A 13,013-nucleotide genomic window follows, 5' to 3' on the forward strand; every position below is an offset into this window, starting at 1 on the left:
GATGAGCGTGCCCCGCGGGATCGGCAGGCGGCACGATCGGCACGGAATAAAGCGTTCCCCCTTCAGGAGTTGCCGGTGAATTCCGACCGATCCGCCGCACGGGAATCGTCGTCCGGTGAATTCACGAACGCGCCGGGCCGCGCCGTCGTTCTCGGCGCCGGCATCGCCGGACTGCTGGCCGCCCGGGTGCTTTCCGAGCATTTCGCCGATGTCCTTCTCGTCGAACGCGATCCGCTCGATACCGAGGGGCCGCGGCGCGGCGTGCCGCAGGGCAGGCACCTGCACGGGCTGCTCGATCGCGGCCGCACGATCCTCGAGCAGCTGTATCCGGGGTTCACCTCCGAGGCGACCGAGCTCGGCGCGGGCACCGCCGAGGCTTTGGTGGGCACCCGGTGGTATCTGGGCGGCCTGCGCGCGGCGCCGACCGCGACCGGTCTCACCTCGCTGATGGCGACCCGGCCGCTGCTGGAGGCGGTGATCCGCCGCCGCACCCTGGCGACACCGGGCATCCGCTGGTGCGCCGGCGCCGCACACGGCCTCCTCGGCGACGCCGACGAGGTGCGCGCCGTGCTGCTGTCCGGCGATTCCGGCGTCCGGCCCGAAGCCGCTGAGCTGATCGTCGACGCGACCGGTCGCGGGTCCCGCGCACCGGAATGGCTCATCGCGCTGGGGGCGTGCGCGCCGGCAGAGGAACGGCTCGAGGTCGGTCTCGGGTATGCCTCCACCCTGATACCGCACGTCGAGGGCCGGCTGGACGGGCATCGTTCGGTCATCATCTCCACCGGAGCCGATGGACGCGGCGGCGGCGCGATCCGGGTCGAGGGCGACCGCTGGCACGTCACGCTGGCCGGGATGCTCGGCGATCACCCGCCGACCGATCCCGCCGGATTCGCGGCTTTCGCGGCCACCCTCGCCGCGCCGGATATCCACGGGCTGATCGCCGCGGCCGAGTCCGCCGGACATCGCAGCGGCACCGCCCAGCGACAGCGTGCGATCGTGCCGCACAAGTTCCGTTCGCCGGTGCGCCGCCGTTTCGACCGGCTGAAGTCCGTGCCGCGCGGTTTCGTCGTCCTCGGCGATGCCTTGTGCAGCTTCAATCCGCTCTACGCGCAGGGCATGACCGTCGCCGCGCAGCAGGCGATCGTCCTGCGCGACTGCCTCGCCGCGGGTGGGCGCGCGGACCTGCCTGCCCGGTTCTACTCCGCCGCGAGCGATGTCGTGGACGTCGCGTGGCGGCTCTCCGCCGGGTCGGACCTGGCGAACCCGGCCGTGCCGGGACCGCGCGGCCTGCGCATCCGGCTCACCAATGCCTATGTGGCGCGGGCACATCGGGCCGCGCACGTCGACCCGGTGGTGTCGCGCACCTTTCTGCGGGTCGCCAACCTGGTGGAACCGCCGACCGCGCTGCTGCGACCCGATCTCGCCCGGCGCATCCTGTGGCGCCGCGACCACCGCATCGGCCGGGTGGCCGAGCCACCCGCCGTCGCCGACCCGACCGGCTGAGCGGCCGCTCTCGCCGGACAGCCGCCGAACCGAAACCATCCCACCCCCAACGAACTCCGACCGGAGGGACCACTCGACATGGACTCGACTATCGCGAGCACGGTTGTCGCGGAACAGGATTCCGCGATCCAGACCGCCATCGCCCACGTGTTCGGACCGGACGGGCGGCCGGACCCCTACTCCGCGGCCCGCGTCCTGCGGGAAGCGGGGCCGTTGCACCAGACGCCGCTGGGCCACTACCTGCTGACCCGCTACGACGACTGCGCGGCCGTGCTCTCGACCACCGCGTGGAGCCACGCGGAGGAAGCGGCGATGATGCATCCGACCGTCTCGCCGGAGGACGCCCCCGAAGAGCTGCCCACCTCGTTCCTGTGGATGGAGCCGCCGGACCACACCCGGCTGCGCAACCTGGTGACCAAGGGGTTCACCCCGCGCATGGTGACCCGGCTGCGGCCGCGCATCGAGGAACTGACCGAGCAGCTCGTCGACGACGCCCTCGCGGCGGGCGAGTTCGACCTGATCGAGAAGATCGCCTACCCGCTGCCGCTGATCATCGCCTGCGAGCTGATCGGCGTGCCGTCGGAGGCCTACGAGCAGGTGCACCGGTGGTCGCAGGATCTCGCCCGCGGATTCGACCACGACTACACCCTGCCGGAGGAGGCGCTGCGCGCCCGCAGCGCGGGTTCGCGTGGATTCATGGCCTACTTCCGCGAACTGCTCGACGCGCGCCGCCGGGAACCGGCCGACGACCTGCTCAGCGTGCTCTCCCAGGTCGAGGACCGCGGCGATGTGCTGACCGAGCAGGAATTGCTGGCGACCTGCATCACCACCTTCGTCGCCGGACACGAGACCACCGCCAACCTGATCGGGACCGGAATGTTGCAGCTGATGCGCAATCCGGATCAGATCGCGGCCCTGCGGGCCCGCCCCGAATTGACCGCGTCCGCCCCCGACGAGCTGTTGCGGATGGAACCGTCGGTGCAGATGACCACTCGCGCCGCCACCAGGCCGATCACCGTCGCCGGCCGGGAATTCGAGCCGGGCGAGGGCGTGGTGGTGCTGATCAACTCGGCCAATCGCGACGACGACGCCTTCCCCGACTCCGACCGGCTCGACGTGTCGCGGTACTCCGATCCGCACGCACCCGCCAAGAAGCATCTGGGCTTCAGCCTCGGCATCCACTACTGCCTCGGCGCGCCCCTGGCGCTGCTGGAGATGGAGGTGCTGCTCGATGTGCTGCTACGCAAGGTGAAGGACATCGAACCCCTCACCGAGACACCGCTGTACAAGCCGAACGTCGTCATCCGTGGCCTGGAGGCGTTGCCTACCCGGTTCACACCCGCCTGAGCCGCTGGGTATCAGCAGTTCTCCAGTGAAGGGAGCCGTCATGTCCGATGCCGACATCGAGCGGGCAGTACCGGAATCCGAGGCGCAGCGGCCGGCCCGGCGCGCCGCCCCACGCAAGCTCGCGGTGGACAGTCCGTACCTGCATCGCCTGCAACGCCGCCACTTCCTGCTGTTCGACGTGCTGCCGATCTTCGGCACCGCGGCCGCGATCGCCTTCGCCTGGGTCCACCCGGTCGGGGTCACCGAGATCGCGCTGCTGGTCGGCGGCTGGATGGCGACGGGCCTGGCGATCACGGTGGGTTATCACCGCTTGTTCACCCACCGCACGTTCAAGGCCGCGCCGCCGGTGGTCGCCACGCTCGCCGTGATCGGTTCCATGGCGGGCCAGGGCGGCGTCCTGTCCTGGGTCGCCATCCATCGCCGTCACCACGAGTGCAGCGATCAGGAGGGCGATCCGCATTCGCCGAATCTCTCCGGCGACGGCTTCCTCGGGCGGGTGCGCGGACTGGCGCACTCGCACTTCCTGTGGATGCGCCGCCACGAATACCCCAACATCGTCCACTACGCGCCGGACCTGCTCAAAGATCGCATGCTGGTGCGCATCTCCCGGCGCTACCACTGGTGGGTGGCACTCGGCATGGCGATTCCCGCGCTCATCGGCGCGCTGGTGTACCAGAGCTGGACCGGGGCGGTCAGTGGGCTGCTGTGGGGCGGACTGGTGCGGATGTTCGTGCTCGAGCACATCGTGTGGGCGATCAACTCGTTCCTGCACATGTTCGGCACCCGGCCCTACCGGGCTCGTGGCAACAGCCGCAACGGCGGGATCTTCGCCCTGATCTCGTTCGGCGAGTCCTGGCACAACAACCACCACGCCTTCCCGGACTCGCCGTCGTTCGGCCTCGACTGGTACCGCCTCGACCCCGGGTACTGGCTGATCCGCCTGCTCGCACTTACCGGCCTGGCCTGGGACGTGCAGGTACCCAACCGCGAACGCCTGGCCGCCAAACGAATTCGACCCGCCCAGCCCGCGTTGTGACAGCGCGGCCGTCGCCGGTGTGGCGACGATCCGAGAAAGGACGACTCACCATGAACGACAGAACCGAGATCCTGCGATGGTGCCGGGGATACCTCGGCGACGCGCTCGGCGTCGACCCGGAAAGCATCGACCCCACAGCGGATTTCGATCGGCTGGGCGTGGACTCCGTGGTGGCCGTCGCGTTGCTGATGGAGATCGAGCAGCGCTACGGCGTGGATATCCCGCCGGAGGAACTGTTCGCCGAGCCCACCCTGGACGCCGTCATCGAATATGTGACCGGCCGGTCCGAGCAGGTCGCGTGAGCGGCGCCGCCCCGGCCGACGGGTCGCGCGCGGTGGCGGCCGACACTGCGCGCGCGGCCGACACTCTCCGCGCGGCCGCGGCCGCGACGGCGGTCCGGCATCACTACGACGTCGGCAACGACTTCTACCGGCTCTGGCTGGATCCGTCGCTGACCTACTCGTGCGCCATGCCCGCGCACGCGGACGACACTCTGGAGATCGCGCAGGACCGCAAGCTGCGGTACCACCTCGATGCCGTGCGAGCCGACCGTGCCAGGGACGTGCTCGACATCGGCTGCGGCTGGGGCGGGCTGCTGCGGCGGACCTCCGGGCTCGGCGTGCCGCGCAGCGTGGGCCTCACCCTCAGCGAGGAGCAGGCCGCCCACGTACGCGGGCTCGACCTGCCGGGGGTGTCGGTCGAGGTGCGCGACTGGCTGCACTACGAGACCGACAGCCGCTTCGACGGCATCGTCTCGATCGGCGCCTTCGAGCATTTCGCCACTCCCGAGGACTCCAGCGCCGACAAGATCGCGGTCTATCGCCGGTTCTTCGGCCGCTGCCGGGACTGGCTGCACGACGACGGCACATTGTCGGTGCAGACCATCGCCTACGGGAACATGTCCCCGCAGCACGCCAGCGGCTTCATCCAGCGCGAGGTGTTCCCGAACGCCGACCTGCCCACCCTGGCCGAGATCACCGCCGCCGCCGATGGCTTGTTCGAGGTGCGCACGGTGCGCAACGACCGGCTCGACTACGCGTGGACGTGCGAGCAGTGGGCCCGTCGGCTGCGCGCGCGTCGCGACGAGGCCGTAGCGCTGGTCGGCCCGGAGGTCACCGAACGGTACGAGCGCTACCTGAAGCTGTCGGCTCTCGGCTTCCGGATGGGCAAGATCTGCCTGCTGCGGATCGTGCTGCACCCCTACCGCGACGGCTATTTCGTCGGGCGGCGGGACCTGTGACGGGTCCGGCGCCGGGAGCGTTGGCGCGCTTCAACCCCTTCACCGACGACTTCCGCGACGACCCGTATCCGATGTACCGGAGCCTGCGGGCGGGCGCGCCGGTGCACCGGACGATGGGCATGTGGGTACTCACCCGGCACGCCGACGTGCGAACGGTGCTGCGGGACCGTGGTTTCGCGGTCGACGTGATCCCCGAGATGCTGCGGCGGCAGGCGCAGCGGCTGGGAGTGCCCGATATCGACCGCATCGACCGCCTGGGTCGGACGTCGCTGGTGTTCACCGGCAACCCCGAGCACGCCCGCCTGCGCGCACTGGTCAATCCCGTGTTCACCGCCTCGGCTGTCGCCCGCCTGCGTCCGCGGATCGTCGCGGTCGCCGAAGAATTGACCGAGCAGACCTGGCGCGACGGCGGAGGCGATCTCGTCACCGACTTCGCCGCCGTGCTGCCGGTGCGGGTGCTCGCCGACTGGCTCGGCCTGCCACCCGGCCTGCGCGGTCACCTCGCGGGCTGGACCCACGACATCCGGTTCCTGCTCGAACCCGGTCTGATGACGGCCGCGGATTTCGAGCGGGTGCGCTCGGTGGTCGACGAGTTCACCGCGGCGCTGGGCGAGGTCGTCGCACAGCGTCGCGCCCGGCCGGGGGACGACCTCGTCAGCCGGTTGCTCGCCGCCCGGATCGGTGGCGGCGATCGGCTCAGCGAGGAGGAACTGGCGTGCGTGGGCATCATGTGCTTCGTCGCGGGCGTGGAGACCACCAAGTCGTTGATCGGCAACGCCGTCCTCGCACTGACCACGCATCCGGCGGAACAGGAGCGGCTGCGCGCCCGGCCGGACCTGCTCACCTCCGCGGTGTCGGAGGTACTGCGCTACGACAGTCCGCTGCAGCACACCAAGCGCCGGGCGACCCGTGACACCGTGCTGGGGGATCAGCTGATCCGGTCCGGTGATCAGGTGCTGCTGTGTCTGGGCGCGGCGAACCGGGATCCCGCGGCGTTTCCCGATCCCGACACCTTCGACATCACCCGTGACACCGCGGGTCAGCTGGCCTTCGGCCACGGATTGCACGGCTGCCTCGGCGCGCCGCTGGCGCAGATGCAGGCCGAGATCGCCCTCGGGTGCCTGTTCGGCCGCCCCGAGCGGCTCGTCGCGGCCACCGGCCGGCCGCAATGGCAGGACCACAGCTTCATCGTCCGCGGACTGCGGAACTTCCCCGTCATCGTCGAAAGTCGTTGAACGGCACCATGAACGGAAACACATCCGCCTCGCCCGAGAGGAAGGCATCATGTCGGGTATCGAGCTGTTCCCCGAGATCCTGCGGCGTCGCGCCGCCACCCGGCCCACCGGCACGGCCTATGTGTTTCTCGATGACCACGGCGCCGAGGTGGCCGTGCTCACCTACGCCGAGCTGGAGCGCCGGGTTCGCGCTGTCGCCGGGCGACTGGCCGGCGCCGCGGCGCCGGGCGACCGGGCGTTACTGGTCTTCCCGCCCGGCCTGGACTTCATCGTCGCGTTCTTCGCCTGCCTGTCCGCCGGGGTGATCGCGGTGCCGGTGATCGGGCCGCGCCGGGGCAGGCCGCATCACGCGACCCTCGGCATCGTCGCGGACTGCGACCCCGCGGTCGTGCTCACCGTGGCCGGGCTCACCGACGCGGACCTGCCGTCCGCGGGCGCCCTGGAACGGATCGCGGTCGACGAGATCGACCCGCGTGCCGAGGGGATCGGCCGACGGCCGGGTGATCCCGACGCGATCGCGTTCCTGCAGTACACTTCCGGGTCGACCGGGTCACCCAAAGGTGTGCTGGTGACCCATCGCAACCTGATCTCGAACCAGGAGATGATCCGGCGCGCGTTCGGTCACGACGAGTCCTCGACGTTCGTCGCCTGGGCACCGCACTACCACGACCAGGGATTGATCGGGAATATCCTGCAACCGCTGTACCTCGGCTCGACCAGTGTGCTGATGGCGCCGGTGAGCTTCATCCGCCGCCCGCTGCTGTGGCTCGAGGCGATCTCGCGCTACCGCGCGCACACCAGCGGCGGTCCCAATTTCGCCTTCGACGCCTGCGTCGCGCACGCCGCGCGCGGCGATGTCCCTGACCTGGATCTGAGCAGCTGGGCAGTGGCGTTCAACGGTGCCGAGCCGATCCGCGCCGAGACACTGCGGCGGTTCACCGAGACGTTCGCTGCCTACGGTTTCCATGAGCGCGCGCTGTATCCCTGCTACGGACTCGCCGAGGCGACACTGCTGGTCAGCGGCAGCGGCAAGGGCAGGGGACCGCGTCGGTTCGAGGCCGACGGCGCCGAGTTGGGAAGGGGCAGGCTGGTTTCGGCGCAGCCGGGGCGCGGCGCCACCACCCTGACCGGCTCGGGCGCCCCCGCGCCCGGCGTCGAGGTACTCGTCGTCGATCCGGTGACCGGCCACCCCTGCGCGCCGGACCGCATCGGCGAGATCTGGGTGGCGGGTGCGCATGTGGCGGAGGGCTATTGGCGCAATCCGGAGGCCACGGCGGCGGTGTTCGGCGCCCGACCGGATACCGGCCGTCGCTGTCACGAGGACGGCCGCGGCTTCGGTGGGAACGGCGTCGGTGGAAACGGCGGGTTCCTGCGGACCGGTGATCTGGGGCAGATCGTGGACGGCGAACTGTTCGTCACCGGCCGGTCCAAGGATCTGATCGTCGTACGCGGTCGCAACCACTATCCGCACGATCTGGAACACACCGCGCAGGCCGCGCACCCGGCGGCCCGCGCGGGCGGTGGCGCCGCGTTCGCCGTCGCGGGGCCCGACGGTGAACAGTTGGTGATCGTGCAGGAGATCGACCGCGCCCACCCGTGGTCGGCCGCCGCGAGCGCGGAGATCACCGCGGCGATCCGCGCAGCGGTGGTGCGCGACCACGACCTCGCGCCCCGCCGGATCGTGCTGACGGTGGCGGGAGCCCTGCCGAAGACCAGCAGCGGCAAGATCATGCGTGGTGCGGCGCGTGCGCGCCATCTCGATGCCGGGTTCCCCCCGTGGATACCGGCGGCGGCGCCCGCCGTGCCGACCGGAGGCTGACCCGATGGCGTTGTGGGCCCGCATTGTCCAACCCTTCACCTGGAATGCAGTGCGACCGCCGCGACGTCGCCTGGAATTCAGCCGCGCGTCACCATTCCGGCGACCAGGACGCTGTGCGGGTTTCATCGGCGGTTACCTCCCGCCACTAGCGTTGCCCCTACCTTGAATGAAGGAGCAGGCGCAATGGAGTTCCGTCATCTGGTTTCGTTCATCACGATCGCCGAAGAACTACACTTCGGCCGCGCGGCGCAGCGCTTGCATCTCACCCAGCCGAGCCTCAGCGCCCAGCTGCAGAAGCTGGAGAAATCACTGGGCGTCCAGCTGGTCGCCCGGAACTCCCACGAAGTCAAGCTGACTCCCGCGGGACGGGAGTTCGAGGCGCAGGCCAGGTTGGTCGTCGCCCAGCTGGACCGGGCCGCGGAAGCGGCCAAGGCCACCGCGGCGGGGCGGTCGGGAACCCTCGACATCGGCTACAACCTGCCGGCGAGCAGACATGTGCTGCCCGCCGCGCTGACGCGCATGACCGAGCGACATCCCGACATCGAGATATCGCTGTGGGAGAAGCGGACCGGCCCACAGCTGGCCGCCCTCGCCGACGGCACACTCGATCTGGCCCTGGTCTACGGGCATCCGAGCTCGCCGGCGTTCCGGTATCGGCGGCTGCTGCACCGGGTTCCGCTGGTGGCGGTGGTCGGGCGCAGGCATCGCTGGGCCGAGCGCCCCGGGGTGCCCTTCGCCGAGCTCGCCGGTCAGAACTGCGTGCTCTTCGCGCGGGACCAGTGTCCGGCGATGTACGACGCCATCTTCCGGGCCGCCGCGGAGACCGAGATCTCGCTGGCGATCACCCACACCGCCGACGATCCCGGCGCCACGGCCCACATCGTGTCGGTGCGGCCGCTGGTCGGCTTCGCCTCGCTGCCGCGGGCGATATCGATGGGCATGGGCGCGCCCGGCAACAGCTCGGTGGCGGTGAAATTGCTCGACCCTGTGCCCACTCTCGATTTGTACGCGGTGTGGCGGGCGGACGACAGGAATCCGGCCGTGGAAATGTTGCTGGAATGTCTGGAATTCTCGGATACGGCGCACGTCGATACTGCCTCCGCGGTCCCGACACGTGCCGCTGGATAGGCGATGACATTCGCGCGGTAGAAATCGCGATCGCGTCCGGCGGTCGCCGAACCGGCCCCGCAGAATTTACACCGTGAACACTGTTTCCGTGGCCGAAAATGGTTTCGATATAGCGGATGCCGAGGGTTTGTACTCGGTGGTGTCGGGCGCCGCGCAGCGCCACCCGACGCGTCTGTCGCTGTGTGGCGCCGATGGCACGCAGCTCGATTGCCTGCAGGTCGACCGCCGGGTGCGGGCGCTGGCCTCCGCGCTGCTGGACCGGGGAGTGCACGCGGGCGACCGGGTAGCCGTGCTGGGCCGCACCAGCCTGGAGTGGGCGTTGCTGGACTGCGCGGTGCTCGCGCTCGGCGCCGTGGTGGTGCCGGTGTACCCGACGTCCTCGCCGGCCCAGATCGCCCACATCCTCGCCGACAGCGGCAGCGCGCACTTCGCCGCCGAGACCGGCGAGGACGCCGACCGGCTGCGGGCCGCGGGCGCGCGGCAGGCGTGGACCTTCCCGCAGGTGGCCGAATGGTCGCTGGACGCGGAAAGCCCCGAGCTGGACCGAGTGATCGCGGCGGTGCGGGCCGACGACCCCGCGATGATCGTCTACACCAGCGGCACCACCGGGGTGTCGAAGGGATGCGTGATCACCCACCGCAACATGTTCGTCTCCTCCGCCAACACCGTGCACCGCACCGGCGACCTGTTCGACGGGACGACGGTGCTCGCGCTGCCGCTGGCGCACGTGTTCGGTCAGACGATCCTGTTCGCCTGCCTGTTCGGCGGCAGCCGCACCCACCTGCTGCCCGCCATCCCGGATCTGGTGCCCGCCCTGCCCGCGTTGCGCCCCACCTTCCTCGCGATGATCCCCTACGGGCTGGAGAAGATCCGCAAGTACTGCCGCACCAAGCTTTCCGACGCCGGGGAAGAGGACGCCGCGGTGGCGCGCGGGCTCGAGCTGCTGCGCGCCGGGCAGGTGCCCGAACCGGTGTCGCACCCGGTCTCCGACGCGCTCGGCGGCCGGCTGCGCGGCGTGATCTCCGGCGGCGCGTCGCTGGACGAATCGACCATCGGCTTCTACGCCGGATTCGGCGTGCTGCTGCTCAACTGCTACGGCCTGACCGAGGCGGCCACCGCGGTGACCGTGAACGCGGTGCAGACGCACCGGCTGGGCACCGTGGGCAGGCCGATTCCCGGCACCGAGGTCGCCGTCGCCGAGGACGGCGAGGTACTGGTCCGCGGGCCGCACGTCTCGCCCGGCTACTGGGGCGCGGCCGCGGACGTGCCGATGGCCGACGCCGAAGGCTGGCTGCGGACCGGCGATCTCGGCGAACTCGACGCCGACGGGTACCTGCGCATCACCGGCCGCAAGAAGGAGATCCTGGTGACCTCCGGCGGCAAGAACGTCGCGCCCGCCCCGCTCGAGGACCGGATCCGGCTGCACCCGTTGGTCAGCAACTGCATGGTCGTCGGCGACGGCCGCGACTTCGTGACCGCGCTGGTCACCCTCGACGCCGACCAGGTGCGCCGCCGCCGCGCCGCCGACCCGGACCTGGACCTCGACGCCGAGATCGCCGTCGCGATCGAGACGGCGAACGCGCTGGTCTCCCGCGCGGAATCGGTGCGCGCATTCCGGATCGTCGACGGTGATTTCACCGTCGAAGACGGTCTGATCACCTCGTCGCGGAAATTGCGCCGCGCCGCGATAGAAAAGGTTTACGCGGACGACATCTCCGCCCTTTATGCCTCGCGCACTGTCGCGCGATAACTGATTTCGATCGGCCGATGAACGACCCCTGCCGGGGTGGTTCGGACCGTTTCGCGCTCGCAGACTCGAATTCGAAGTTTCTTCTCCCGGAAAGTGATGCGAACATGTACGACGTCATCGTTGTCGGTACCCGGGTGGCCGGTGCGCCGCTCGCCATGCTGCTCGCCAGGAAGGGGTACCGGGTCCTGGCCGTCGACCGGGCCACCTTCCCCAGCGACACCCCCTCGACCCATTACCTGCATCAGGCCGGGCTCGGCTTCCTGAAGTCCTGGGGGCTGCTGGATCGTGTCGTCGCGACCGGGTGCCCTCCTATCCGGCACCTGAACTTCTCCTACACCGACATCGACATCAGGGGCTTCGCCAACCCGTCGGCCGACGGCATCGACGCCGTGTACTGCCCGCGTCGCACGGTGCTGGACGAGGTGCTGGTCGAGGCTGCCGGTGAGGCGGGCGCCGAGATGATCCAGGGCTTCACGGTGACCGAACTCGTCTTCGACGGCGACCGGGTGGCAGGCATTCGCGGCAGCGTCGCCGGTGGCCCCGAGCAGGAGTTCCGCGCGCGCCTGGTGGTCGGCGCCGACGGCGCGAACTCCGTGGTGGCCAAAGCCGTCGGCGCGCAGACCTACGAGGGCTCGCCCGGGTCGTGCTTCATCTACTACTCCTACTACGAGGGCGTGGACTGGGGGATGCAGCACCGCACCGGATTCGGCGAGCAGCAGTTCGCCGGCTGGCCCACCAACGACGGCCTGACCCTGGTGGCGGTCATGCGCAAGCGCGACCGGTTCCGCGCGTTCCGCGCCGACCCCGACGCGGGGGTGCAGGAGGTCGTCGAGCAGATCGACCCGGAGCTCGGCACGCTGCTGCGGGAGAAGGGCACTCGGGTCGAGCCGTTCCGGCCGATGCTGTACCCGGACAACTACCGTCGCCAGTCGTTCGGTCCGGGCTGGGCGCTGGTCGGCGACGCCGGCTACCACAAGGACCCGTTCACCGGCTGGGGCATCACCGACGCCTTCAAATACGGTCAGCTGCTGGCCGATCTGGCCGACCAGGGCCTGTCCGGCGACCGCCCGATGGAGGAAGCGCTGGCCGAATACCAGCGTGAGCGCGACGCCCAGAGCGCCAGCACGTTCGAGCTGACCCTGAGCATTTCCGAACTCACCCTGACCCCGTACTACGATTCGGTGTTCCGGGCCACCAGCATGGACCCGGACTACATCAAGAACTTCTTCGGCCTCATCGCGGGCATCTACCCGCCGGACAAGTACTTCGGCGAGCAGGAACTGGCCGAGTTGTACGAGAAGGTGAACTTCCCCGCCGAGGCGCGCCACGTCAGCAAGGACGGGGTGGTCGCGTGACCGCCGCGCTGATCGCCCTCGGCGACAGCTTCGTGGAAGGGCGCGGCGACGCCGCGCCCGGCGGCGGCTACCGCGGCTGGGTGCCGCGCCTGGGCGGACAGCTCGGCCTGCGGCCCGCCGCCGTGCGCAACCTGGGCGAGCACGGGGCGACCACCTCGGCGGTGCTGGAAACCCAGTTGCCGCAGGCGTTCTCGGCGCGCGCCTCGCTCTACGGGGTGGTCGTGGGGGTCAACGACCTGGTCAGCGACTTCCACGCGACCCGGTTCGAGCGCAACCTGCGGACCCTGTTCACCACGCTGCGCGCCACCGGCGCGACGGTGTTCACCGCGAGCTACCCCGACATCCCGGCCCGGCTGCCGGTGCCGCCGGGCATGCGCGCCCTGCTGCGTGAGCGGTTCGCCTTCGCCAACACGGTGCTCGACACCGTCACCGCCGACACCGGCACGCTGCGCCTGGACCTGGCGGGCGATCCCGAGTGGGAGCGCCCCGAGGTCTGGACCGCCGACGGCCTGCACCCCGCCCCCTTCGGCCACCACCTGTTCGCGGTGGCCGCCGCCGACCTCATCGCCGCCCACACCGCGACCATCGTCGCCGCCTGAG

The 13,013-nt window shown here is 70.4% G+C and carries 11 protein-coding genes; all 11 read left to right on the forward strand.

The genetic code is table 11. The features are described from left to right. Nucleotides 1–75: 75 nt before the first annotated feature. The 11 genes from IU449_RS26315 to IU449_RS26365 all read left to right on the forward strand — a co-directional run bounded on the left by IU449_RS26315 (nucleotide 76) and on the right by IU449_RS26365 (nucleotide 13,012). On the forward strand, nucleotides 76–1,503 hold the full coding sequence (locus IU449_RS26315) for an FAD-dependent oxidoreductase (protein ID WP_195004857.1): 1,428 nt from the start codon (nucleotides 76–78) through the stop codon (nucleotides 1,501–1,503). Between the two features lie 78 nt (nucleotides 1,504–1,581). Further along, the gene (locus IU449_RS26320) at nucleotides 1,582–2,850 is read left to right on the forward strand and encodes a cytochrome P450 (protein ID WP_195004858.1); all 1,269 of its coding nucleotides are present in this window, start codon (nucleotides 1,582–1,584) and stop codon (nucleotides 2,848–2,850) included. Between the two features lie 40 nt (nucleotides 2,851–2,890). Next, complete coding sequence (locus tag IU449_RS26325) at nucleotides 2,891–3,886, forward strand: acyl-CoA desaturase (protein WP_195004859.1); 996 nt, start codon at nucleotides 2,891–2,893, stop codon at nucleotides 3,884–3,886. A 50-nt stretch (nucleotides 3,887–3,936) separates the two neighbouring features. Then, the gene (locus IU449_RS26330; protein WP_195004860.1) at nucleotides 3,937–4,188 is read left to right on the forward strand and encodes an acyl carrier protein; all 252 of its coding nucleotides are present in this window, start codon (nucleotides 3,937–3,939) and stop codon (nucleotides 4,186–4,188) included. Next, nucleotides 4,185–5,126, forward strand: coding sequence for a class I SAM-dependent methyltransferase (locus IU449_RS26335; protein ID WP_324188448.1), 942 nt, complete (start codon nucleotides 4,185–4,187; stop codon nucleotides 5,124–5,126). The genes IU449_RS26330 and IU449_RS26335 overlap by 4 nt, the downstream gene beginning before the upstream one ends. Beyond that, nucleotides 5,123–6,361, forward strand: a complete 1,239-nt coding sequence (locus IU449_RS26340; RefSeq protein ID WP_324188449.1) for a cytochrome P450 — start codon at nucleotides 5,123–5,125, stop codon at nucleotides 6,359–6,361. The genes IU449_RS26335 and IU449_RS26340 overlap by 4 nt, the downstream gene beginning before the upstream one ends. A gap of 49 nt (nucleotides 6,362–6,410) precedes the next feature. Further along, a complete protein-coding gene (locus IU449_RS26345; protein ID WP_195004861.1) occupies nucleotides 6,411–8,180 on the forward strand; it encodes a fatty acyl-AMP ligase in 1,770 nt (589 codons plus the stop codon). 183 nt (nucleotides 8,181–8,363) lie between these two features. After that, complete coding sequence (locus IU449_RS26350; protein ID WP_195004862.1) at nucleotides 8,364–9,308, forward strand: LysR family transcriptional regulator; 945 nt, start codon at nucleotides 8,364–8,366, stop codon at nucleotides 9,306–9,308. 73 nt (nucleotides 9,309–9,381) lie between these two features. After that, entirely contained in the window at nucleotides 9,382–11,058 is a 1,677-nt protein-coding gene (locus IU449_RS26355) for an AMP-dependent synthetase/ligase (RefSeq protein ID WP_195004863.1), read from the forward strand. A gap of 104 nt (nucleotides 11,059–11,162) precedes the next feature. Beyond that, complete coding sequence (locus IU449_RS26360; RefSeq protein ID WP_195004864.1) at nucleotides 11,163–12,413, forward strand: NAD(P)/FAD-dependent oxidoreductase; 1,251 nt, start codon at nucleotides 11,163–11,165, stop codon at nucleotides 12,411–12,413. Beyond that, nucleotides 12,410–13,012: an SGNH/GDSL hydrolase family protein gene (locus IU449_RS26365; protein ID WP_195004865.1), complete on the forward strand. Its 603-nt coding sequence runs from the start codon at nucleotides 12,410–12,412 to the stop codon at nucleotides 13,010–13,012. The genes IU449_RS26360 and IU449_RS26365 overlap by 4 nt, the downstream gene beginning before the upstream one ends. Nucleotide 13,013: the final 1 nt, after the last annotated feature.

It is taken from the genome of Nocardia higoensis (assembly GCF_015477835.1).
GTDB lineage: Bacteria > Actinomycetota > Actinomycetes > Mycobacteriales > Mycobacteriaceae > Nocardia > Nocardia higoensis_A.

Excerpts from the sequence above, each read along its gene's own strand:
- IU449_RS26320 (WP_195004858.1), top strand. The coding sequence starts at position 1,582 with ATGGACTCGACTATCGCGAGCACGGTTGTCGCGGAACAGGATTCCGCG.
- IU449_RS26325 (WP_195004859.1), top strand. The coding sequence starts at position 2,891 with ATGTCCGATGCCGACATCGAGCGGGCAGTACCGGAATCCGAGGCGCAG.
- IU449_RS26330 (WP_195004860.1), top strand. The coding sequence starts at position 3,937 with ATGAACGACAGAACCGAGATCCTGCGATGGTGCCGGGGATACCTCGGC.
- IU449_RS26345 (WP_195004861.1), top strand. The coding sequence starts at position 6,411 with ATGTCGGGTATCGAGCTGTTCCCCGAGATCCTGCGGCGTCGCGCCGCC.
- IU449_RS26350 (WP_195004862.1), top strand. The coding sequence starts at position 8,364 with ATGGAGTTCCGTCATCTGGTTTCGTTCATCACGATCGCCGAAGAACTA.
- IU449_RS26360 (WP_195004864.1), top strand. The coding sequence starts at position 11,163 with ATGTACGACGTCATCGTTGTCGGTACCCGGGTGGCCGGTGCGCCGCTC.